The sequence below is a fragment of the Limnohabitans sp. genome, from assembly GCF_040401495.1.
GTDB lineage: Bacteria > Pseudomonadota > Gammaproteobacteria > Burkholderiales > Burkholderiaceae_C > Limnohabitans.
In genome coordinates this window covers 13,530-35,049 of record NZ_JBBAOI010000006.1, presented here as the reverse complement: position 1 = coordinate 35,049, position 21,520 = coordinate 13,530, and the positions used below count along the sequence as shown (strand labels likewise).

The window sequence follows — 21,520 nt, the reverse complement described above, 5'->3', positions numbered from 1 at the left end:
TCAGCGCTAACGCGCGGCCCCCCATTTTTGCGACACCACAGCAGCGACAACGATGGCACCTGTCAACATATCTTGTAAAAAAGAAGGCACATTGAGAATGGTCAGGCCATTGGCCAAAATACCCAAGGTGGCCGCTCCGAGCAGCGATCCCAGCATATGCGGCGTTGCACTTCGCACCACGGTGGTACCCAAAAATGCAGCAGCATACGCGGGCAGAAACAAACCATTGCCGCCCGTGGGATGCGCCGAGCCCAGCCGAGAAGCCAGCAAAACACCTGCAACGCCAGCGGCCAACGCACACAAACCAAAAGCGCCTACTTTGTGCCCAAGCACAGACACCCCTGCCAAGCGAGCAGCCCTGCCATTGCCCCCGACGGCATACAGTTGACGTCCAAAGACTGTGTGATGCATCACGACATACGCACACGCCACACTGCCCAACATGACCCATGACGGGCCTGGCAAACCCATCAGCACGGCGCGGCCTAACCAGCTGAAGTTATCTGGGATGTTTTCAAACACGGTTGAGCCGCCGGTCAGCCAAAAGGTCAATCCGCTGAGCATGGTTCCTGTGGCCAAGGTGGTGATAAAGGACAGCACACCAAAATAACCCACCAACCAACCGTTGAACATGCCCATCAGGCAGCACAGCCCCAGTGTCAACACTACCGCTATGGTCACATCCATGCCACTGACCGCCAACTGCGCTGACATCACACCAGCAAAGCTGGCCATGGCGCCCACCGACAAATCAAACTCGCCTGCGGCCATCACAAACGTGGCGCCCAAGGCGATCAGGACCAAAAAGGCAATTTGGCGGGTCACGTTGATGGCATTGTCCAAGGTGGCAAAAGCCTGTGGACTGAGGTAGGCAAAGACAGTGCACACCAACAGCAAGGCGCCCAAAGTGGCATAGGTACGAAGCCATTGCTGAAGCGAAATCGAATTCATGCAGCGATTTTTTCCCTATGCGCTGCATTGTCTAAGGGCTTGGCAAAACACCAATGCAAGACCTGCGCGGCATTCAGTTGTTGATTGGGCAAGTCTGCAACGCTTGCGCCCTCACGAACCACCACCACTCGGTCAACCCATTGCAGCATTTCGTCCAAGTCCGAGGTCACCACCACGGCTGCGCCGCCAGCCTCGCAATGGTCACGCACCAGTTGGTGAATGGCTCGACGGGTGGCCACGTCCACCGCTTGGGTCGGTTCATCACACAACAACACCACCGGTTGCATGGCCAAGGCACGGGCAAAGACGATTTTTTGTTGGTTACCCCCGCTCAGCTCAGACACAGGCTGCTCCAGGTCTCTGGCCTTGATGGCGAGGGTATCTATCCATTCCTGGGCAAATTTGTTTTCTTTATCACGGCGCAACCACCCCCAACGACTCCATCGCCTGAGCAGGGACAGGCTAAGGTTTTCACGCAAACGCATGCCCATCACCAGGGCGTTGTGACGCCTGTCTTCGGGCACCAACACCAGGCCCTGTTTTGCCGAGGCGCCAGGGCTGGTCGGCCGATAAGGTTGTCCCATCCAATGCAAGCTTCCTCGCGACACAGCCCTGAGCCCGACCAAGGCTTCCAAAAACTCGGTTCTCCCCGCGCCAGCCAAACCGTACACGCCCACCAATTCGCCAGACTGCAAACTGAGCTGTATGCCTTGCACGCAAGCATCCTCTGTGCAAAGGTTATCAACATGCAGCAAAGCACGGCCCTGCACGCTGGCAGTAACCGGTCGTTGATGGGCGCTGGAAGATTGGCCTGACATGGCATGGACCAAATCGGAATGGGTTTGCTCGGCAGCTTCAAGCGTCGCCACGGTTTTCCCGTTGCGCAGCACCACAATGCGCTGCGATATCTGCAAGACCTCTTCCAAGCGATGGCTGACATACAACACGGCCATGCCTGCGTTTTTCCATGAACGTATGCGCTCCAAAAGCAAGTCTGCATCGTGACTGGTCAAGGCCGCGGTAGGTTCATCCAAAATCAGCACCGCCGGGCGCTGCATCCAACAGCGCAGCAAAGCCAAATAAAAGCGCTGGGTGGCGGTGTAACTGAGCACAAGGTTTTCTAAGGGCAGTGCCAAGTCCAGTTCATTGCAAGCGGCCTGTGCCAAAGCCCGCATCTTGGGGTAAGAGATGAAAGCCCCGAAGGCTGTACTGGGAAATGACAGGCCGATAAACAAGTTGTCTAAACCACTGAGGCTGGCAATCAACTGCGGGTCTTGGTGAACCACCGCAATCCCCGCCAAGCCATTCTCAGCAGTGAGCACGCCGGCGTCACAGGCATAGCTGCGTGTCAACACATGGATAAGGGTGGACTTGCCAGCGCCATTTTCACCAATCAAGCCCAACACCTCGCCTGCCTGCAAACGTATGTCAACACCCTCTAAAGCCGTCAGCTCGCCAAACCGCTTGGTCAAGCCGACGCCTTGAAGAACCACGCTCACTTGGTGATCAAGCTGGCCGGTGCGTACATTTCCGTGCTGCTGGGTTTTTTGCCCGCGAATGAAGCTTCCATTTGTGTCGTCACCAATTCAGCCATGCCACGGAAATTTTGCTTCATGGTGGCCACAAAGGGTGAGCCTTTTTTGATCAAGTCGTTGGCTTGGCTGGTGCCATCAATGCCAGTGACCACAATTTCGTTGCGACCAGCGGCTTGAATGGCTTGGGTGGCACCAATGGCTGGCTCGTCCCATGCAGCCCACACCGCGGTAATAGAGCCTTTGGCAGGGTTGGCTGTCAGAATACTTTCCATGGCTTTGCGGGCATTCTCGATGGGGCCGGGCACTTGCACATGTTGCTCGCTGATGACTTTGATATTGGGGTTTTTCTTGAGCAAGGCATCCAAGGCTTGTGAGCGTTTGAGCACACCAGGATGGGGACGGTGGGTAAACACCACGATGGAACCTTTGTTGCCAATGGTTTTGAGCAAATGCTGGCTGATGGCGTCAGACATGGCCGTGTTGTCGCTGGTGGCATTCATCACCATGCCGGGGATGTAACCAGAGTCACAACCAAACACGGGAATGCCTTTGGCTGCTGCTGCTGCAATTTGGGTTTTCACTTGGTTGGGGTCCGCACTGACAATGACGATGGCGTCAGTTTTGGCAGCAATGGCATCTTCCATGCGACTGGCCATTTGCCCAAAGTCGCCTTTGGTGTCGATCACATTGGCTTTCCAACCCTTTTTGCCAGACAGCTCTGCCAACGTGGTGAGCATTTCATTGGTGGTGACCGATTGCTGGTAAGGGGTGATCAATGTGATGTTTTTAGCTTGCTGGGCGCCGACCTGGGTGGTGCAGGACAACGCTAAGGCCAATGCTGAGAAAGTGAAATGGCGACGCAAGGGATTAAAGCGAGATGGGTTCAAAGTTATCTCCGTGAAGTGTTGTAGAAATTAAAGCGCGAGAAAAATTCTAACTGTGTCTGCCAACCCTAGGGTTTCAAGTGAATCGCCGCTTGCATGGCCTGTGTCGCCACCTCTTCCAACCAGCCAAAGTCCATGTGCTGGTGGGCTTCGCAAAAAAACCAAGGCTCTCTGGAGTCGGGCTCCAGCATCACACCTCGGGCAATCAATTGCCAGCAAAACTCGCGGTACAAACTGCTGTTGGTCTTGCGCCAGTCGCGGTAAGTCTCAGGCACGGTGGGGGTGAAGTGGATACCCAGCATGGAGGCAGGACCGGCAAACCTGTGTTCAATCCCCGCTTGGGTGAACACCCGCCCCAGCAGATCGCGTACCCGCTCGCCGACGCGGTGCACGGTTTGCAGCGCATCGGTATGGGTCAAGATATCCAAGGTGCAATGGGCGGCGCTCAAACCCACCAAATTGGCGGTGTAGGTTCCGCCATGCACCACAGAGCCAGCGCCAGCGCCCACCACATCCATCACATCGGCACGGCCGCCAAAGGCAGCCACCGGATAGCCGTTGCCCATGGCTTTGGCATAGGCCGTTAAATCTGCATGAATGCCATACAAGGCCTGCGCTCCGCCCTTGGCCACCCGAAAACCTGACTTCACCTCGTCGATGATCAGCATGGTGCCTTGGGCTGTACAAAGGTCGCGCAAGCGCTCAAGCCATGCTTGGCTCGCGGCGATGCTGCCTGCGTTGCCGATGATGGGCTCTAGCACCACGCAAGCCAGTTGATGATCGCGGTGCTGGAACAAGTCTTCCAAGGCTGCAAAATCGTTCAAGCCAATGATGTCAACCAAGTCGTGGGTCTTTGGGGGAATACCTGCGCCAAAAGGAATCACCTTAGGTGCTTGGCCGCCGTGGGCGTCCCAGTTTTCAATATCTGACTTCCACATCAACTCGTCGTACAGACCGTGAAAGCCGCCCTCCACCGTCGCCATGCGTTCTCGCCCCGTGAAGCCGCGTGCAGTGCGCACCGCACCCATCACCGCTTCTGTGCCGGAGTTGGCAAAACGCATCTTTTGTATCTGGGGGCATAAAGCTTTGATTTGCTGCACCACCAAGGTGTCCAACTCGGTAGCAAATCCCGTCAAAGTGCCGCCGCTTTGAATTTGCGCAATCACCGCATTGTCAACCCGCTCATCGCCATAGCCCAAAATCACGGGTCCATAGCCCAAACGGAAATCCACATAGGTTTTACCGTCCACATCGAACAACTCGCAGCCCTTGGCTCGTTGGATGAACACAGTGCGGTTGGGTCCCCAGTAGCGGTAGTTTTCAGCCACGCCCTCGGGCATGTGGCGCATCGCTTCTTGAAGCAGTTGCGACTGACGGCTCATAGCTTTACTGCCTCACCATGGGGTGGGCGCAGCAACAAACCCACCCGTTCTTCGAGCAACTTCACCACATGCAGTTCGGCAGCTTCGTCGCCATAACGAGCTCTGGCCTCTTCGAACAAGGCTTGGGCATGTGCGCCCATGGTGAGCGAATACCCCTGCGATTGGGCGATTTGGTTGACCAGCGCCAAATCTTTGCAGCACAAGGCCAGCGAAAAACTAGGGTCGTAGTGACCTGCAAAAATGGAAGGAATGTCGTGCCGCGCCACCCAGCTGTCGCCCGCGCTGGAAGTAATGGCCTCTTGCACCACGTTCAGCGGCACACCCGCTTTGGCACCCAGCATCAACGCCTCGCCAATGGTGGCGGCACCCACAAACCACAGCAGATTGGTTAAAAGCTTGACCGTGGCTGCGTTGCCCGGTTTGCCGCAATGGAAGATTTTCTCGCCAATAACATTGAAGATTGGCAGGTGCTTGTCAAAGCAAGCTTTCTCGCCGCCCACAAAGATGGACAAACGCCCCAAGGCCGCCATGTCCACAGCGTTGGTGACGGGCGCTTCTAAAAAATGAACACCTCTTTCGCCAGCCATTTGCACCAAGCGTTGCACCAACTCCACCGAACTGGTGGAGGTGTCGATCACCGTGGTTCCCGAACGAACGTTGGCGAGAACGCCCTCAACGCCAAGCATGACTTGGTTGACTTGGGGTGGTCCGGGCAAGGAGGTCATCACCACATCGGCCTGCGCCACAGCTTGCGCGACAGAATGGGCTTGTTTCGCGCCCAAAGCCAACAAGTTGGCTGTTTTTTCAGGCATTGAGTCCAACACAGTGACGTCATAACCGGCGCGTACCAAATTGGCGGCCATGGGGTTGCCCATATTGCCAACGCCGATGAAAGCCAGAGTTGGCAAGTGACTCATGATTTTTTAAACGTCAAAAACTGCGGCTTGTCGCCCGAATAAGGTTGGTAGGTAAAGCCAAAAGCTTCAAGCAAATCCAAAGCTTCGGCAAAAGGGTAGGTGCGGTATTGAATGGTCTGCGCCATCAAGGTTTTGTCGCCGTCAGCCAAATAGTAATGCTTGATAAAACCATGGTCGGCGAGCTCAATTTTTTGCGAGTACATCATGCCGTTCGAGATAGGGTTGGCGTAATCATGATGCGGTCCTTGAACGCCTAGCAGCAATTGCCCACCCGCTTTGACATGCTGGGCCACTTTGGACAAACCTTGTCGGTTGGGTTCGTCTTGTGCGATGTGACTGACCAAAAATGGTTCTTTGTCGCCATCGATCACGAAGTACCAGACGCCGCCGTAGGAAAAAGCCAAGTCATAGGCCTGGTCCAAATGCAGTTCAGTCACGTTTTGGTGATGTAACTTCACTTGGGAAAATGTCTGCAAGCGTTGTTGTGCAATCGTCAACATGGCTTGGGTTAAATCTACACCTGTGATGGCAACATTGGGTTGACGCTTGGCAAGGGTCTCCAAGATCAGGCCCGTGCCGCAGCCAATTTCAAGAACACTAGAGAAGGGTTGGTGCTGAACAAGGGAGTCTACAATTTTGTCGTAATCATAATAACCAGATGTCATGATTAAGTCGTAATAACCAGACATATTCGTGTAATCGCCCATTATCTTCCCTGGTAAACAGCTGACCGAGAGATCAGGGTAGCGCCATCTGGCTAAGCCCCCCAAAATTTGGCGCAAGCATATCAGTCCCGGATGTTAGCCCTTTTCATCTTTGAATCACTGGGCGATTAGGCCTCCCCATCTAGAATGGCCTACTTTTCAAAGTGCTTTCTTGACCAACCCATGCTTTCATCATCCCTACTGAAAAAAGGCCTGCTATTTCTTGCACTCGCTTTGGTGGGTTTGATCTTTGCCCAACGCAATTTGGTGTCTTGCGCATTTCAAACCAACCCCCATCAAGGCTCAATTGAGTCAGTGGCAAGAGGGGAACAGATATGGGCTTTGTATTGTTTAAGTTGTCATGGGCCTAACGGAGTGGGTGATGGACCTGCAAGCGCACAGTTAGCCAAGAGGCCCAAAGACTTGACGATGATTGCATCGCCCCCGATTTTCCCTGACGGTATCTTGGCCTTTCGCATTACCAATGGGAAAAATACCATGCCTGCATGGCAAGACACTCTTACCCCAGACCAAATTTGGGACCTTGTGAGCTTTATCCGCTCCAAGTCCAACCGCACTTTTTAAAGCGAGATAATGTCTTATGGATAAACCTCACGTCTGTACCTACTGCAATTTGTCTGAGTCGCGCATCATTGACCAAAGTCCTCTGACTTTGGTGTTTCGCGATGTCTTTCCTGTCTCGCCGGGCCACACCCTCATCATCCCGCGCCGTCATGTCGAATCCTATTTCGATCTCACCGACCAAGAGCGCGAGGACCTGACTTTCATGATGATACGAGCCAAGAATGTGCTTAAAAATGAGCTAAGCCCTCAAGCCTTCAATATAGGCATCAACGAGGGTTTTGCTGCAGGTCAAACCGTGGCGCACATCACCATGCAACTGATTCCTCGCTTCAAAGGCGACGTCACCGAACCACGCGGCGGTATCCGCTGGATTTTTCCTGACAAAGCTGTTTTTTGGGAAAAGAAACCCACCACAGTCACCACCACAGACACCAAATGAAAAACAACTTCACCGCAAAACAACTGACCATTGCCGCCCTTATTTTGTCGTCTGCCACAGCACTGCGGGCCGCAGAACTCAGCAACGACGACCGGATTTACCAAGCCACTTTTGGCGTCATCACTGCTTTTGGTTACAAAAAACAAATCGATGCCGACCCCATTTGCAAAGGCAAGGCTTACCCCGATTTCGATTTAGAACAATTCTTGAACGCCATTCCCAAGGACTTCCTCACACGCCCCGGTCAGCGCGAAGGCATTACCAACCAATTCAAAGGCTATTTCCAAAACATCGACACCCTGCAACTGCCTTCGGGGCAAACCATTCCTGTGGCCTACCAAGAGTTGAAAAAAAGTACGGCTTTGCTGCTGCGCAAAGAAACCGAAAGCAGTGACGTGGCTGATTTGTGCCAAAAAATTTACGACGACGCAGACAAGATTTTTAAAAAGCAAGTCCAGAGCATTCAACTTTTGGTCGTTAAAAAATAAGGCCTTTTAATGAAAATACACCTCTGTTTTCCTGCTTTGAGCCGTAACCGCTTGGCAATAGTCCTCATGGGAGTTTTGCTACTAACCGCTTGTACCCAAGAGCAACAGAACAAAATTGGCCGCGAAATCCAAAACTGGACGGGCACCGATGGCGTATTGGAAATTTACGCAGGCGATAAATTGGTTCGTCGCTTCCTGAAGGTGGACAAACTGAGCACTGCGCTGGGAACCGATGACGGTAAGGCCCGCGATTACCGTTACGGCTATGGCGTTTTAGACGAAAACCTCAATATGCAAGTTGATCCTAACGAAAAGCGGGTTTATTTTGAAATCAGCAGCTTTTCAAACATTGTGTTTTTTGAGAATCCCCACTGAACGCACAATGGGGTTTCAGCCAGCAGACCAATTCGGTTTACGCTTGTCCAAGAAAGCTTGAAAGCCTTCTTGCGCAGTGTCTTCCATCATGTTGCAGGCCATGGTTTGACCCGCCAACTGATAAGCCGCGCTCAAACCCATTTCTAACTGTTGATAAAACAAGGCCTTACCTAAACGAACTGCAGGCTCGGGTTTGGCCACGATCTTCAGGCACAACTGTAAAACCGCCTCAGTCAACGCATCGCCCTGCACAACTTGGTTGATCAAACCCCGTTCTTTGGCGGTATCAGCGTCAATAAAATCGCCAGTCAAAAGCATTTCCATGGCTTGCTTGCGGTGCATATTGCGGCTCAAGCCCACGCTAGGGGTAGAACAAAACAAACCATAGTTAATGCCCGACACCGCAAACCGAGCTTCTTGGCTGGCGACGGCCAGATCACACATACTGACCAACTGGCAGCCCGCCGCAGTGGCAATGCCCTGAACTTCGGCAATCACAGGTTGAGGCAGATTTTGAATACGCACCATCATGCGACTGCATTGGGCAAACAATTGGGTATAAAAATCGTGGTCGGGATGGTTACGCATTTCACGCAAATCGTGTCCAGCGCTGAAGGCGCGGCCGCTTGCAGCAATCACCACGACGCGACACGCTGCGTCTTGCGCCACAGTTTGCAAAGCCTCGTCCAAGGCGCTGAGCATCTCGCTTGACAACGCATTGAAGCTATCCGCACGGTTGAGCACCAAACGCGTCACGCCAACAGCAGGTGTTTCCCGCAAAACCCAATCGTTCATGGTGTATCTTCTCCTTTGAAACCTGTCTTTTTCCTGCCCCTATGCACCCCAAGCAACCGCCCTTGATTTATCTCGGGCCTCATGATCCGCTGCCAGACGCTTCGACGGCCTGGGATCGCTCCCATGGCGTTGAGGGCTTAGTCGCGGCCGGCGGCGGTCTGTCTGTGGAGCGTCTTCGGGAAGCTTACAGCAAAGGCTGCTTTCCTTGGTTTAGCGAGGGTCAGCCCGTGCTGTGGTGGAGCCCTGACCCTCGAATGGTCTTGCAAGTTGCGCATTTCCGCTTCCACCGCTCCCTGCGGCAATGGATGAAGCTGCATAAAAACTGGGAAATTCGCATCGATTCAGCTTTTGATGCGGTCATAGAGCATTGTGCCAATGCGCATCGCCCTGGGCAAAACGGCACATGGATCGTGGCCGATATGGTCAGCGCTTATAAGGCCTTGCATGCGGCAGGCATGGCTCACAGTGTTGAGACATGGATCGATGGCAAGCTTCGTGGAGGGCTTTACTGCGTCAGCATAGGGCGGGCCATATTTGGTGAATCCATGTTCAGCTTGGTTCCCAATAGCTCCAAAATCGCTTTAGCCGCTTTGGTGGCTTTTTGTAAAGCCAACCAAATCAGCATGGTGGACTGCCAACAAAACACCCCCCACTTGGCTTTGATGGGAGGTGGCGAAATGCCACGCGCTGAGTTTCTTAAACATATCCTAGTTGCCCAAGCACTACCCTCTTTGAGTTGGCATTTTGACCCTTTATACTGGGATGAATTCTCAACTCCTACCGCTTCGCCGTGACCCACCTCAAGGATTTGCCGCTTCAATCGTTGCAGTTTTATGCAACAGCGCCCTACCCTTGCAGCTACCTACCCGATCGACAGGCCAGGTCCCAGGTGGCCACTCCCAGCCATCTGATCCACAATGACACCTACTCTGAATTAGTCGCCAAAGGATTTCGCCGAAGCGGCATGTTCACCTACCGCCCCTATTGCGATGGCTGCCGTGCCTGTGTGCCTTTGCGTGTCAAGGTCAATGAATTCATGCCTTCACGCAGTCAGCGAAGAGCGCTCAAACAGCACGAGGATTTGCAGTCGCGAATTTCGAAATTGGTTTATGCCCCTGAGCATTACCAGTTGTACCTTGCCTACCAAACTGGCCGCCACGCAGGCGGTGGCATGGACCAAGACAGCGTAGAACAGTACACACAGTTTTTGCTTCAAAGCCGAGTCAACTCTCGTTTGGTGGAGTTTCGAAGCCCTGACGCCGCAACGCTTGATGGGGCTTTGCGTATGGTGTCTATTCTGGATGTCCTTGACGACGGACTATCAGCGGTTTACACCTTTTATGACCCCTTGGCAGCAAAAGGCTTGGGAACCTTTTGCATTCTGTGGCAAATAGAACAGGCCCGTGAGTTAGGCTTGCCGTATGTGTATTTAGGCTACTGGATCAGCCAAAGCACAAAGATGAACTACAAAGCCCAGTTTGGTCCTCACCAAGTACTCATAGAAGGCGAATGGGAAGACGTCTGAACCCGCTCTTGTAAGATATCGCCATGCGAAAAATACCTGCAGGCCATGTTCCGTCTCCCTCGATTCAAGTGCTAGAACGCATGTTCGCTCTGATAGACGTATTGGCGGCCAAGGAAGGTTCAGCAACTCTGAAGGAAATCAGCGAAAAGACGGGTTTGCATCCTTCCACCACCCATCGTATTTTGAATGACTTGGTGCTGGGGCGCTATGTCGACCGCCCCAAGTCTGGGCACTATCGCTTAGGAATGCGCCTACTGGAGCTAGGCAACTGTGTCAAAGCGCGTCTCAATGTCAGAGATATGGCGCTAGAGCCTATGCAAGATTTGCATCAACTCACGCAGCAACCGGTGAACCTCAGTGTTCGCCAAGGTGACGAAATCGTCTATATAGAACGCGCCTACAGCGAGCGCTCAGGTATGCAAGTGGTTCGTGCCATTGGGGGCAGAGCGCCCTTGCACTTGACATCTGTAGGTAAATTATTTTTAGCCGCCGACGACAACCTGCGCGTTCGCGCCTATGCCAACCGTACAGGCTTACCAGGCCACACCCGCAACAGCATCACCCAGTTGGCTGCACTGGAAAAAGAGATTGCCAAATCTCGCCAGTCTGGCGTGGCCAGTGATAACGAGGAGCTCGAATTGGGGGTGAGGTGTATGGCTGCTGGTATTTACGATGACCAAGGAAAGCTGATCGCCGGTTTGTCGATATCAGCGCCCGCTGATCGCCTAGATGAATCCTGGCTTTCTAAACTACAGGACACTGCCCATCAGATTTCTCTGCAATTGGGTCATCCCATCAATAATTAAGAAGCCAGCGACTGGCGGGTCTCTAGCCAGCGCCGAACACGCTCTGCATCAGCGATACGGCTGAACTTACCCGCAGAGTCTAAGAAAACCATGATCAATTTACGACCAGCCACTTTGGCTTGCATTACTAAGCACTGACCTGCCTCGGAGATGTAGCCGGTTTTTTGCAAGTAGATATCCCAATTGGGATTGGAGACCAATCGATTGGTAGAGCGGTATTTCAAAGTTTTACGCCCTACTTCGACTTGGAAACCATTAGAGGTCGACAACTCACGCAGGGTGGAGTCATTTGCAGCAAAGGCCACCAAGGTAGCTAAGTCTTTGGCGCTGGATTGATTGCGGCTGGACAAACCCGTGGGTTCAGCATAGCGAGTGTCACGCATTCCCAGTTGCGCAGCCTTGGCATTCATTTGATTAATGAAGGCATCCAAGCCAGCGGGGTAAGTGCGTCCCAAGGCATGGGCAGCGCGGTTTTCACTGGACATCAGCGCCAAATGCAACAACTCACCACGGGTCAAGGTCGTGCCAGGGCGCAAACGTGAACCGCTGCCTTTTTCGGTATCGATGTCATCTACCGAAATTGTGATGGACTCGTCCATATCCAGATTGGCTTCGCGCACCACCAATGCCGTCATCAATTTGGTAATGGAGGCGATTGGCAAAACCGCTTGGTCGTTCTTACTGAGCAAAACTTCTTGGGTGTCTTGATCAATCACATAAGCCACGCTGGACTTGAGCGCGATTTGATCGTCGGACACCGAATGCAATCCAGCCAACTCGCCAAAAGAGGGACGCTTGGGCAAAGCTTTTTTCGCGCGGCTACTTTTTTTGGCAGCTGCAACCGATTTGGTTTTGAATTTTTGCTTGCCGCCAGCGGCATGTGAGGCAGGCGCCCAAGCCATAAATAGGGCAACGCAAAGCGCGACAACAAAACGTGAGTTCATACTTTTCAACATGGTGTCCCAGTGCAGGCTCCGACGAGCCTTGATGCACTAGTGTAGTGCGATTTAAAATTACACGCAAGATCAAAGACTTGCGTGTAATTTATCAGGTAACCAAAAGGCAGTTTCCTTACGGAATGTTAAAGACATCGTGAAGACTTAGCCTTGTGCCGCTACACGTTCAGCTTTACTCTGCAATTTATTCAATGCACTTAAGTATGCTTTTGCCGAGGCCACCACGATATCAGGGTCAGCCCCTACACCATTGACAATGCGCCCGTTGTTTTGAAGCCTCACAGTGACTTCACCCTGACTTTCAGTTGAGCCGCTGATGGCGTTCACGGAATAAAGCACCATCTCTGCCCCGCTTTGCACATGCTTTTCAATCGCCTTCAACGATGCATCCACTGGGCCATTTCCGTGCGCTTGACAAGCGAATTCTTTGCCGTTGTCAGTGATGACGATTGAGGCAAAAGGCATCTCGCCTGTTTCACTGTGTTGCGACAACTTCACAAATGAAAACACATCGTTGTCATGCGAAATACTTTCTTCGCTGACCAAGGCCAAAATATCCTCATCGAAAATTTCACTTTTGCGATCTGCCAATTCTTTGAAACGACCAAAAGCAGCATTGGTCTCAGCTTCGCTGTCGAGTTCTACACCCAAATCTTGCAAGCGTTGCTTAAAAGCATTTCGTCCACTCAACTTTCCCAACACAATTTTGTTGGAACCCCAGCCCACATCTTCAGCCCGCATGATTTCGTAGGTATCACGCGCCTTCAAAACCCCATCTTGGTGAATACCTGAGGCATGGGCAAAGGCATTGGCTCCCACCACCGCCTTATTGGGTTGAACCACAAAACCCGTGGTTTGACTGACCATGCGACTGGCAGCCAAGATATGTTTGGTGTCTATGCCAAGCTCAAGTCCGAAATAGTCTTTACGGGTTTTGACTGCCATGACAATTTCTTCCAAAGAGCAATTACCTGCCCGCTCACCCAGCCCATTGATGGTGCACTCGACTTGCCGAGCGCCGCCAATTTGCACACCAGCCAGAGAGTTAGCTACCGCCATACCTAAGTCGTTATGACAATGCACCGACCAAATAGCTTTGTCGGAATTGGGTATGCGCTCTCTTAATGTCTTGATAAAAATACCGTACAACTCGGGTACTGCATAGCCCACGGTATCAGGCACATTGATGGTGGTTGCGCCCTCAGCAATGACTGCTTCCAAAATACGGCACAGAAAATCCATATCGCTGCGGTAGCCGTCCTCAGGGCTGAACTCCACATCTGCTACCAAGTTGCGGGCAAACCGAACAGACTGTTTGGCTTGCTCAAACACTTGGTCAGGCGTCATGCGTAGCTTCTTTTCCATATGCAAGGCAGAGGTTGCAATGAAAGTGTGAATTCGAGAATTCTTGGCACCTTTGAGGGCCTCGGCAGCACGCGAGATATCTCGGTCATTAGCACGTGACAAAGAGCATACGGTCGACTCGGTAATGGCGTTGGCAATGGCCTTAACAGCTTCGAAATCGCCATCGGAACTGGCAGCAAAGCCCGCTTCGATCACGTCAACTCGTAAACGCTCGAGTTGTCTTGCGATTCGCAATTTTTCATCGCGTGTCATAGAGGCGCCGGGAGACTGCTCGCCATCACGCAAAGTGGTGTCAAAAATAATCAATTTGTCAGCCATGTTTAAGCTCCTGAAAATTCAACCTTCCGATGCAAACCGTTCAGCCCCATTGAAAAAGGCCCGGTGCGGTAAGCAAACGGGCCTTGGGGAAAATTGCGCAAACGCTACTGATCCAGCCCATGAAAGCTTTGAAGCAGTAGTAGTAGCGAAATATTCATGAGAGGAATGTATCACAGGCTTATGGACAATAACCAAGCCAAGGATTGAGGGCTTATTAGTGCAAGCCTTTTTCATCTGGCTCGTCTGTCGAGGTACTGATGACGCTGGTGGGCAATCCCTTGTAGCGCCGCCAAGCATAAACCACATAGCCGCTAATCCCATAGACAAGAAACAGACTGAAAAGTACGGTAGGTGGATGAATATTGATCAAGGCAATGATGAGCGCAAAGGAGACGATGACAGCAAAAGGAACGCTTTTGCGCATCTGGAAATCTTTAAAGCTGTAGAAAGGCAAATTACTGACCATGGTCAAACCCGCATAAAGAATCACAGCAAACATGACCCAGCGGTTATCCACGGGAGAAAAACCCACATCGGTCATTAACCAGATAAAGCCCAACACCAAGGCGGCCGCTGCAGGAGAAGGCAGGCCTTGAAAGAACCGCTTATCGACCGCCGTGGTGTTGACATTGAAGCGAGCCAAGCGAAGAGCAGCACAGGCGCAGTAAACAAAGGCTGCAAACCATCCCCAGCGACCCAGGTCCTTCAGAGCCCACTCGTAGGTGATGAGGGCAGGCGCAGCACCAAAGGACACCATATCTGCCAAGGAGTCCATTTGGGCACCAAATTCTGTTTGGGTATTGGTCATCCGCGCGACCCGACCATCCAAGCTGTCCAGCACAATGGAACAGAAAATAGCAATGGCAGATGCCTCAAAATGGTTGTTCATGGCCATTACGATGGCATAAAACCCACCAAACAAAGCAGCCAAAGTGAAGAGGTTGGGCAATACATAAATGCCCTTTCGCAATCGGCTACGAGGGGGTTCGAGTTGCTCTTCGGTATCGTCCATGACCGTGCGCTTAAAGGGTTGCCAGTACTGTGGTTGTTGCGCTTACCTTGTCTCCTGGCGCCACCTTCGGGATGGCACTCAGAGGCAAATACACATCCACACGAGAGCCAAAGCGAATGAAGCCATAGCGTTCGCCTTTAGCCAATACATCGGCAGGATGGACATAGCAAAGAATGCGTCTGGCAATCAATCCCGCAACCTGAACCAAGGTAACCACATGCTGCTGCCCATTCACGGTGGCATCAATCACAACCGCATTGCGCTCATTTTCAGAAGATGCTTTGTCAAGATCGGCGTTGACAAACAGGCCTGGGAAATATTGAACAGCGCGCACAACCCCATCCACACTGGCACGGTTACTGTGAACATTGAAAACATTCATGAATACGCTAATGAGTAAGGCATCTCTGTCGGCATAGGGGTCACGCACTTTTTCAATCTTGACAATACGGCCATCAGCTGGCGATAGGACGGCGTTAGCAAGCTCTGGCACAGGGCGCGGTGGATCGCGAAAAAACTGCAGCACAAACACCAACACAATGTAGAAAGGAATGGCTGCAACACCACCCCAAAGAATAGTCGCCAAAAGACTCAGCACAAAGGCCAAGCCTATGAACGGCCATCCTTCACGTGCCAGAATTGGATGCGGGTAATGGCTCATCAGTTACGGGTCTGATCGACCAGTTTGTTTTTGGCAATCCAAGGCATCATGGCACGCAGTTGTGCGCCCACTACCTCAATGGAATGGTCTGCTGTCAAGCGGCGACGCGCGGTCATGCTGGGGTAGCCAGTGCGGCCTTCCAAAATGAACATCTTGGCGTATTCACCTGTTTGTATGCGCTTTAAAGCGTTGCGCATGGCCACGCGTGACTCTTCGTTGATAACTTCAGGGCCAGTGACGTATTCGCCATACTCTGCATTGTTAGAGATGGAGTAATTCATATTGGCTATACCGCCTTCATAAATCAGATCAACGATCAATTTCAACTCGTGCAAGCACTCAAAATAAGCCATTTCGGGGGCGTAGCCTGCTTCAACCAAAGTCTCATAACCCATCTTGATCAATTCAACCGCACCTCCGCACAACACGGTTTGTTCACCAAACAAGTCTGTTTCGGTTTCTTCACGGAAATTGGTTTCGATGATGCCGGCCTTACCGCCACCATTGGCCATGGCATAGCTGAGAGCCAAATCGCGGGCTTTCCCGCTTTTGTCTTGGTGCACAGCAACCAAGTGAGGCACGCCGCCGCCTTGAGCGTAAGTAGAGCGCACGGTGTGGCCAGGTGCCTTGGGCGCCACCATCCATACATCTAAGTCGGCACGAGGAACCACTTGGTTGTAATGCACATTGAAACCGTGGGCAAAGGCCAAAGAAGCACCTTGCTTCATATGGGGTGCGACGTTGTTGTTGTAGACCTCGGAAATTTGCTCATCAGGCAACAAAATCATCACAACGTCAGCGATCTTTACTGCGTCATTGACTTCCATGACATTCAAGCCAGCTTTGCCTACTTTGTCCCAAGATGCACCGCCTTTGCGCAGTCCGACCACGACTTTGACACCACTGTCGTTGAGGTTTTGAGCGTGCGCGTGTCCCTGCGAGCCATAGCCAATGATGGCCACGGTTTTGCCCTTGATGAGGCTCAGGTCACAGTCTTTGTCGTAATAGACTTTCATGGGTTTCTCCTTAAAAATGGGGGTCGTTAAACACGCAAAACACGTTCGCCACGGCCAATACCGCAAGCGCCGGTGCGCACAGTTTCCAAAATAGCGCTGTGTTCGATAGCTTCTAAGAAAGCATCGTTTTTGGCCACATCGCCAGTCAGTTCAATGGTGTAGCTTTTATCGGTTACGTCAATCACGCGGCCACGAAAAATATCGGCCATGCGTTTCATTTCTTCTCGCTCTTTTCCTACGGCACGAACTTTGACCATCATCAACTCACGCTCGGTGTAAGCGCCTTCGGTCAAGTCGACCACCTTGACCACTTCAATCAGACGGTTCAGGTGTTTGGTGATTTGTTCAATCACATCGTCCGAGCCAGAAGTCTGCAAAGTAATGCGCGACAAACTGGGGTCTTCGGTAGGCGCAACAGTCAAGGATTCGATGTTGTAGCCCCGCGCGGAGAACAAACCAACCACTCGGGACAAGGCGCCAGGTTCATTTTCAATCAGTACTGCAATGATATGTTTCATAGTGGATTCCTCTTTTCGCAACCCTCCCCTGCAGGCGGTAACCTGCAGGCTCGGTTGTCAATAGATTCGTCAGGAAGTGATTTTCAAAGTTAAAGATCCTCACTACCCAAAAGCATTTCAGTGATGCCTTTGCCAGCTTGAACCATGGGGAAGACGTTTTCAGTAGGGTCAGTGCGGAAATCCATAAAGACGGTTCGGTCCTTGAGTTTTCTTGCCTCGCGAAGCGCGGGTTCGACATCCTCAGGTCGTTCAATCAACATGCCCACATGGCCATATGCCTCAGCAAGCTTGACAAAATCGGGTAAGGCATCCATGTAACTGTGGCTGTAGCGGCCTGAGTATTCAATCTCTTGCCACTGCCTGACCATGCCCAAGTAACGATTGTTCAGCGCGACGATTTTGATTGGCGTGTTGTATTGCAAACAAGTGGAGAGTTCTTGAATGCACATTTGAACCGATCCTTCGCCTGTGACGCAATACACCTCACTGTCTGGCTTGGCCAATTTGATGCCCATAGCATAGGGGATGCCAACACCCATGGTGCCCAAGCCACCAGAATTAATCCAACGACGAGGTTGGTCAAACCGATAGTACTGTGCAGCCCACATCTGGTGCTGCCCTACATCAGAGGTGATGTAGGCATCAGCATCTTTGGTCATATTCCATAAAGTCTCGACCACATACTGGGGTTTGATGACATCAGAGCTGCCATGGTCGTACTTGAGGCAATCACGTGAGCGCCAAACTTCTATGGTTTCCCACCAAGCAGCCAAATTTTTCGGGTCGGGCTTAGCCGTCAACTCGCGCAACATACCAATCATTTCTGTCAGCACTTCCTTCACATCACCGACGATAGGAATATCGACCTTGACACGCTTTGAAATGCTGGACGGATCGATATCGATGTGAATGATCTTTCGCTCGTTTTGCGCGAAATGCTTGGGGTTACCAATGACCCTGTCGTCAAAACGTGCGCCCACAGCCAACAACACATCGCAGTTTTGCATAGCGTTATTGGCTTCAATCGTGCCATGCATGCCGAGCATGCCTAAGAATTTCCTGTCGCTCGCAGGATAGGCGCCCAGCCCCATCAAGGTATTGGTACAGGGGTAACCCAGCATGTCCACCAAGGTGCGCAACTCGGCAGACGCTTCACTCATGAGCACGCCGCCACCGGTGTAAATAAAGGGTCGTTTAGCACTCACCAAAAGCTGCAAGGCTTTGCGGATTTGACCGCTGTGGCCTTTGCGAACAGGATTGTATGAACGCATATCTACAGAGGTCGGATAGCCGGTGAACATGGTTCTTTTAAAGGACACATCTTTAGGGATATCGACCACGACCGGACCGGGGCGGCCGGTACGAGCAATGTGAAAGGCCTTTTTCATGATGTCGGCCATTTCACGCACATCTTTGACCAAAAAATTATGCTTCACTATGGGGCGAGTGATACCAACGGTATCGCATTCTTGGAAGGCATCAAGGCCAATTGCATGGGTTGGAACTTGCCCCGTGATGATGACCATGGGAATGCTGTCCATGTAGGCGGTGGCTATTCCAGTCACGGCGTTGGTAACGCCCGGCCCCGAAGTGACCAGCGCGACACCGACTTCACCGGTTGCACGGGCATAGCCATCAGCTGCATGCACAGCCGCTTGTTCGTGGCGGACCAACACATGCTCAATGGTGTTTTGTTTGTAAAGCGCATCGTAAATATGCAAAACTGCACCACCCGGGTAGCCCCAGACGAACTGAACACCTTCAGCTTGAAGCGACTTGACCAAGATGTCCGAGCCATTGATTTCGATGGGGGTTTGACTCAGCGCATTGGCCTGAGCGGCGGATTGAAGTTCCGCTTTGGAGATTTCCATGATGTAACCTTTGTGAATTTCGCAAACGAAAAAACTAGGGTGCCTTTTTGCATCTTCTTATGAAAGCGCATCAAGACTTTGGATTTCAAGCTACAGGCGTTTAACACCAAACTTGAACCCTTTTAGTTCGACAGCCCTCCATTATGACATTGAATTCCTCTTAATAGACCTTATTCACCTGAGTCAATGCCCAATGCCATAATCGAAAAACGTATTTTTTGTATCCTCCACCACCTCTTTTCTCACTTGTTGCAATAAAGTTTCATTAAATCCTTGGCTTCTGACAAAGAACTTTCAGACTTTCTGGTTGGCATAGAAAAACGCGCGTTCAAACGAACAGTCTTTCATGTCCGAGAAGACGAGTCTGCGCTTGATATCGTTCAAGACAGCATGATGAAATTGGCTGAACACTATGGAGACAAGCCTGTCGCAGAGTTGCCGATGCTGTTTCAAAGAATTTTGTCCAACACCACACTGGACTGGTTCAGGCGCCAAAAGACCCGCAAAGCGCTTTTTTCCAATTTCAGTGACTTTGGGTCGGATCAAGGTGATGATGAGTTTGATGTTTTAGACGTCTTAACATCTCATTTAAGTACTGAAAGTGCATTAGATGAATTCATTAGAACCCAAACATTTGAAGAAATTGAGAAAGAAATACAAAATTTACCAGGACGTCAACGAGAAGCCTTCCTGTTGCGTTATTGGGAGGACTTGGATGTGGCTGAAACTGCAGCAGCCATGGGGTGCTCTGAAGGAAGTGTCAAAACACATTGCTCTAGAGCCGTGCAATCCTTGTTTAAAGCTTTGAGTTCAAAGGGAATCCGACCATGAAACATTTACCCTCAACGACATCGGCGCAAGACCTGATCGGCAAGCGTATCGCCATGATGCTTGATGACAATGCCTCTTTGTCCTACGAGGTCACGGAGCGTTTGCGCGCTGCGCGTACCCGCGCCCTGTCCCACAGACGTATCGCCCAACCTCAGCTTCAAACAGCGCAGGAAATTCAAACCCAAAGCGGCCTCGCCCTGCTGAAATTTCCCAGCCAAATTCAGTTGTTTTTCCAAACTTTCGGCTCCATCATTCCCTTGTTAGGCTTGGTTGCAGGTCTATTTTTTATCAACGAGTTCCATAATGACCAATCTGCACTCGAACTGGCGGAAATAGATTCGGCCCTCTTGACCGATGACTTGCCCCCTAATGCTTACACCGATGCCTCTTTCCTCGACTACCTCAAATATCAAGTCAATTCTCAACAAAATTGATGTTTGAAGACATGTGCAGCGTCAATCCTCCAAGGCCTTCCAACTTCAAATTCTGGATGACTTGTGCTTTTTTGATTTGTTCTTTTGCCGCCTCCTCTGCAAATGCTGCCGACCCTGTTGAACGGGTCGACAACAAGCTGAACTCTCTTGAAACCTCGCCTCGCTGGTCAGAGCTGAGCCAGGCGCAGCAAAAAGCATTGTTACCTTTACAAAACCTTTGGTCGACACTGGAAGTCAACCGAAAACGCAAATGGTTGGTCATCGCTCAAAATTTTTCCGATATGAGTGAATCCTCCCAACTTTTGGCTCAAGAGCGCATGCGCGAGTGGGCTGCGCTCAGTCCACTTCAACGCTCACAAGCGCGTTTGAATTTTGCCCAAACCAAGCAACTATCGCCAGACGAAAAATTGGCCAAATGGGAAGCCTACCAAGCCCTGAACGAAGAGGAAAAACAAAAATTGCCCTCTTCTCGCATGCCCCCCCCAAAGGGTGCAGCCTTGGCTGTCAAGCCTATTTCACCGGCAAAATTGACCACTCCCCCAGCAAAAAAAGAAGGTCAGAGCTCAGCGCCTCGAATTGACACGGGGCAACTCAACCCTTTCACTTTATTGCCTGCAAATCTGCCGGGCACCAACAGGCCCTCTGCGGTCCAATGATTCATCAAGCTGATCTTGTTGAACTACCCAACACAAGACTGCCAGGAGCATCTTTGCTGAAAAGAATGAGCTGTTGGTTTTATGAAGGAATGCTGCTTTTTGGGGTGATATTCATTGCAGGCTATCTTTTTGGAACATTGACACAAACACGACACGCCATGAACAATCGCCATGAACTTCAAGCGTTTGTGTTTTTGGTTCTTGCGCTTTATTTCTGTTTTTTTTGGCATAAAGGCCAAACGCTTGCCATGAAAACTTGGCATTTAAAAATCACCCAAGTCAATGGCCAAACCCTTTCGCCAAAACAAGCTCTGGTTAGGTATGTATTTGCTTGGATTTGGTTTATTCCGCCACTGACTCTGACATGGCTATTGAATGGCTCTAGCCTGCTAGGGGTGTTGGCAGTGTGCGTTTGGGTGGTTTTCTGGGCGCTGCTAAGCAAACTGCACCCAGACAAACAGTTTTGGCACGACGCTTGGTCACAGACTCGGGTAGT

The 21,520-nt window shown here is 51.5% G+C and carries 26 protein-coding genes; 11 read left to right on the top strand and 15 right to left on the bottom strand.

Going from position 1 to position 21,520, the window contains the following annotated elements:
* Window positions 1-6: 6 nt before the first annotated feature.
* The 6 genes from AC9UEO_RS06020 to AC9UEO_RS05995 all read right to left on the bottom strand — a co-directional run bounded on the left by AC9UEO_RS06020 (window position 7) and on the right by AC9UEO_RS05995 (window position 6,334).
* Window positions 7-951 (bottom strand): ABC transporter permease, encoded by a 945-nt coding sequence (locus AC9UEO_RS06020; RefSeq protein WP_509531029.1) that lies wholly within the window; start codon window positions 949-951, stop codon window positions 7-9.
* Complete coding sequence (locus AC9UEO_RS06015) at window positions 948-2,450, bottom strand: sugar ABC transporter ATP-binding protein (RefSeq protein WP_509531027.1); 1,503 nt, start codon at window positions 2,448-2,450, stop codon at window positions 948-950. Before AC9UEO_RS06015 ends, AC9UEO_RS06020 begins: the two co-directional genes overlap by 4 nt.
* Window positions 2,447-3,373 (bottom strand): substrate-binding domain-containing protein, encoded by a 927-nt coding sequence (locus tag AC9UEO_RS06010; protein WP_509531025.1) that lies wholly within the window; start codon window positions 3,371-3,373, stop codon window positions 2,447-2,449. Before AC9UEO_RS06010 ends, AC9UEO_RS06015 begins: the two co-directional genes overlap by 4 nt.
* A 65-nt stretch (window positions 3,374-3,438) precedes the next feature.
* A complete protein-coding gene (locus AC9UEO_RS06005) occupies window positions 3,439-4,752 on the bottom strand; it encodes an aspartate aminotransferase family protein (protein ID WP_509531023.1) in 1,314 nt (437 codons plus the stop codon).
* Window positions 4,749-5,669, bottom strand: a complete 921-nt coding sequence (locus AC9UEO_RS06000; RefSeq protein WP_509531021.1) for an NAD(P)-dependent oxidoreductase — start codon at window positions 5,667-5,669, stop codon at window positions 4,749-4,751. Before AC9UEO_RS06000 ends, AC9UEO_RS06005 begins: the two co-directional genes overlap by 4 nt.
* Complete coding sequence (locus AC9UEO_RS05995; RefSeq protein WP_509531019.1) at window positions 5,666-6,334, bottom strand: class I SAM-dependent methyltransferase; 669 nt, start codon at window positions 6,332-6,334, stop codon at window positions 5,666-5,668. The genes AC9UEO_RS06000 and AC9UEO_RS05995 overlap by 4 nt, the downstream gene beginning before the upstream one ends.
* A 222-nt stretch (window positions 6,335-6,556) precedes the next feature.
* Between AC9UEO_RS05995 and AC9UEO_RS05990 the strand changes: the two genes are divergently transcribed.
* The 4 genes from AC9UEO_RS05990 (at window position 6,557) to AC9UEO_RS05975 (ending at window position 8,260) form a co-directional block, all read left to right on the top strand.
* Entirely contained in the window at window positions 6,557-6,958 is a 402-nt protein-coding gene (locus AC9UEO_RS05990; protein WP_509531017.1) for a c-type cytochrome, read from the top strand.
* Window positions 6,959-6,974: 16 nt separating this feature from the next.
* Window positions 6,975-7,397, top strand: coding sequence for an HIT family protein (locus AC9UEO_RS05985; RefSeq protein WP_509531015.1), 423 nt, complete (start codon window positions 6,975-6,977; stop codon window positions 7,395-7,397).
* Window positions 7,394-7,885, top strand: coding sequence for a hypothetical protein (locus AC9UEO_RS05980; protein ID WP_509531013.1), 492 nt, complete (start codon window positions 7,394-7,396; stop codon window positions 7,883-7,885). Before AC9UEO_RS05985 ends, AC9UEO_RS05980 begins: the two co-directional genes overlap by 4 nt.
* Before the next feature lie 66 nt (window positions 7,886-7,951).
* On the top strand, window positions 7,952-8,260 hold the full coding sequence (locus AC9UEO_RS05975) for a hypothetical protein (protein ID WP_509531011.1): 309 nt from the start codon (window positions 7,952-7,954) through the stop codon (window positions 8,258-8,260).
* Window positions 8,261-8,275: 15 nt separating this feature from the next.
* On the opposite strand, the gene AC9UEO_RS05970 is transcribed toward AC9UEO_RS05975, so the two are convergent.
* Window positions 8,276-9,055 (bottom strand): enoyl-CoA hydratase, encoded by a 780-nt coding sequence (locus AC9UEO_RS05970; protein ID WP_509531009.1) that lies wholly within the window; start codon window positions 9,053-9,055, stop codon window positions 8,276-8,278.
* A 41-nt stretch (window positions 9,056-9,096) separates the two neighbouring features.
* Here AC9UEO_RS05970 and aat point away from each other — a divergent pair, with 41 nt between their 5' ends.
* From aat to AC9UEO_RS05955, 3 genes are read left to right on the top strand one after another with little or no spacing between them, the layout of a single operon-like run.
* Complete coding sequence (gene aat / locus AC9UEO_RS05965; protein WP_509531007.1) at window positions 9,097-9,849, top strand: leucyl/phenylalanyl-tRNA--protein transferase; 753 nt, start codon at window positions 9,097-9,099, stop codon at window positions 9,847-9,849.
* Window positions 9,846-10,580 (top strand): arginyltransferase, encoded by a 735-nt coding sequence (locus AC9UEO_RS05960; protein ID WP_509531005.1) that lies wholly within the window; start codon window positions 9,846-9,848, stop codon window positions 10,578-10,580. Before aat ends, AC9UEO_RS05960 begins: the two co-directional genes overlap by 4 nt.
* A gap of 23 nt (window positions 10,581-10,603) precedes the next feature.
* Window positions 10,604-11,386 (top strand): IclR family transcriptional regulator, encoded by a 783-nt coding sequence (locus AC9UEO_RS05955; RefSeq protein WP_509531003.1) that lies wholly within the window; start codon window positions 10,604-10,606, stop codon window positions 11,384-11,386.
* Here the strand turns inward: AC9UEO_RS05955 and AC9UEO_RS05950 are convergent.
* From AC9UEO_RS05950 to AC9UEO_RS05920, 7 genes are all read right to left on the bottom strand, one after another.
* Entirely contained in the window at window positions 11,383-12,288 is a 906-nt protein-coding gene (locus AC9UEO_RS05950) for a serine hydrolase (RefSeq protein ID WP_509531001.1), read from the bottom strand. The genes AC9UEO_RS05955 and AC9UEO_RS05950 overlap by 4 nt on opposite strands.
* Window positions 12,289-12,486: 198 nt before the next feature.
* Window positions 12,487-14,025, bottom strand: coding sequence for a 2-isopropylmalate synthase (locus tag AC9UEO_RS05945; protein ID WP_509530999.1), 1,539 nt, complete (start codon window positions 14,023-14,025; stop codon window positions 12,487-12,489).
* A gap of 214 nt (window positions 14,026-14,239) precedes the next feature.
* A complete protein-coding gene (pssA, locus tag AC9UEO_RS05940) occupies window positions 14,240-15,037 on the bottom strand; it encodes a CDP-diacylglycerol--serine O-phosphatidyltransferase (RefSeq protein ID WP_509530997.1) in 798 nt (265 codons plus the stop codon).
* A gap of 10 nt (window positions 15,038-15,047) precedes the next feature.
* Window positions 15,048-15,698, bottom strand: a complete 651-nt coding sequence (locus AC9UEO_RS05935; protein ID WP_509530995.1) for a phosphatidylserine decarboxylase — start codon at window positions 15,696-15,698, stop codon at window positions 15,048-15,050.
* A complete protein-coding gene (gene ilvC / locus AC9UEO_RS05930) occupies window positions 15,698-16,714 on the bottom strand; it encodes a ketol-acid reductoisomerase (protein WP_509530993.1) in 1,017 nt (338 codons plus the stop codon). The genes AC9UEO_RS05935 and ilvC overlap by 1 nt, the downstream gene beginning before the upstream one ends.
* Before the next feature lie 26 nt (window positions 16,715-16,740).
* On the bottom strand, window positions 16,741-17,232 hold the full coding sequence (gene ilvN, locus AC9UEO_RS05925) for an acetolactate synthase small subunit (RefSeq protein WP_509530992.1): 492 nt from the start codon (window positions 17,230-17,232) through the stop codon (window positions 16,741-16,743).
* An 89-nt stretch (window positions 17,233-17,321) separates the two neighbouring features.
* Window positions 17,322-19,103, bottom strand: a complete 1,782-nt coding sequence (locus AC9UEO_RS05920) for an acetolactate synthase 3 catalytic subunit (RefSeq protein ID WP_509530990.1) — start codon at window positions 19,101-19,103, stop codon at window positions 17,322-17,324.
* 273 nt (window positions 19,104-19,376) lie between these two features.
* Here AC9UEO_RS05920 and AC9UEO_RS05915 point away from each other — a divergent pair, with 273 nt between their 5' ends.
* Window positions 19,377-19,934, top strand: coding sequence for an RNA polymerase sigma factor (locus AC9UEO_RS05915; RefSeq protein ID WP_509530988.1), 558 nt, complete (start codon window positions 19,377-19,379; stop codon window positions 19,932-19,934).
* Complete coding sequence (locus tag AC9UEO_RS05910; protein WP_509530986.1) at window positions 19,931-20,368, top strand: DUF3619 family protein; 438 nt, start codon at window positions 19,931-19,933, stop codon at window positions 20,366-20,368. Before AC9UEO_RS05915 ends, AC9UEO_RS05910 begins: the two co-directional genes overlap by 4 nt.
* Here AC9UEO_RS05910 and AC9UEO_RS05905 read toward each other — a convergent pair.
* Entirely contained in the window at window positions 20,349-20,630 is a 282-nt protein-coding gene (locus tag AC9UEO_RS05905) for a hypothetical protein (protein ID WP_509531275.1), read from the bottom strand. The two genes, AC9UEO_RS05910 and AC9UEO_RS05905, sit on opposite strands and share 20 nt — an antisense overlap.
* Between AC9UEO_RS05905 and AC9UEO_RS05900 the strand changes: the two genes are divergently transcribed.
* Window positions 20,566-21,024: a DUF3106 domain-containing protein gene (locus AC9UEO_RS05900; RefSeq protein WP_509531253.1), complete on the top strand. Its 459-nt coding sequence runs from the start codon at window positions 20,566-20,568 to the stop codon at window positions 21,022-21,024. The genes AC9UEO_RS05905 and AC9UEO_RS05900 overlap by 65 nt on opposite strands.
* Before the next feature lie 65 nt (window positions 21,025-21,089).
* Window positions 21,090-21,520: RDD family protein (locus AC9UEO_RS05895; protein WP_509530984.1), on the top strand; the 431-nt coding region annotated here is incomplete at its 3' end.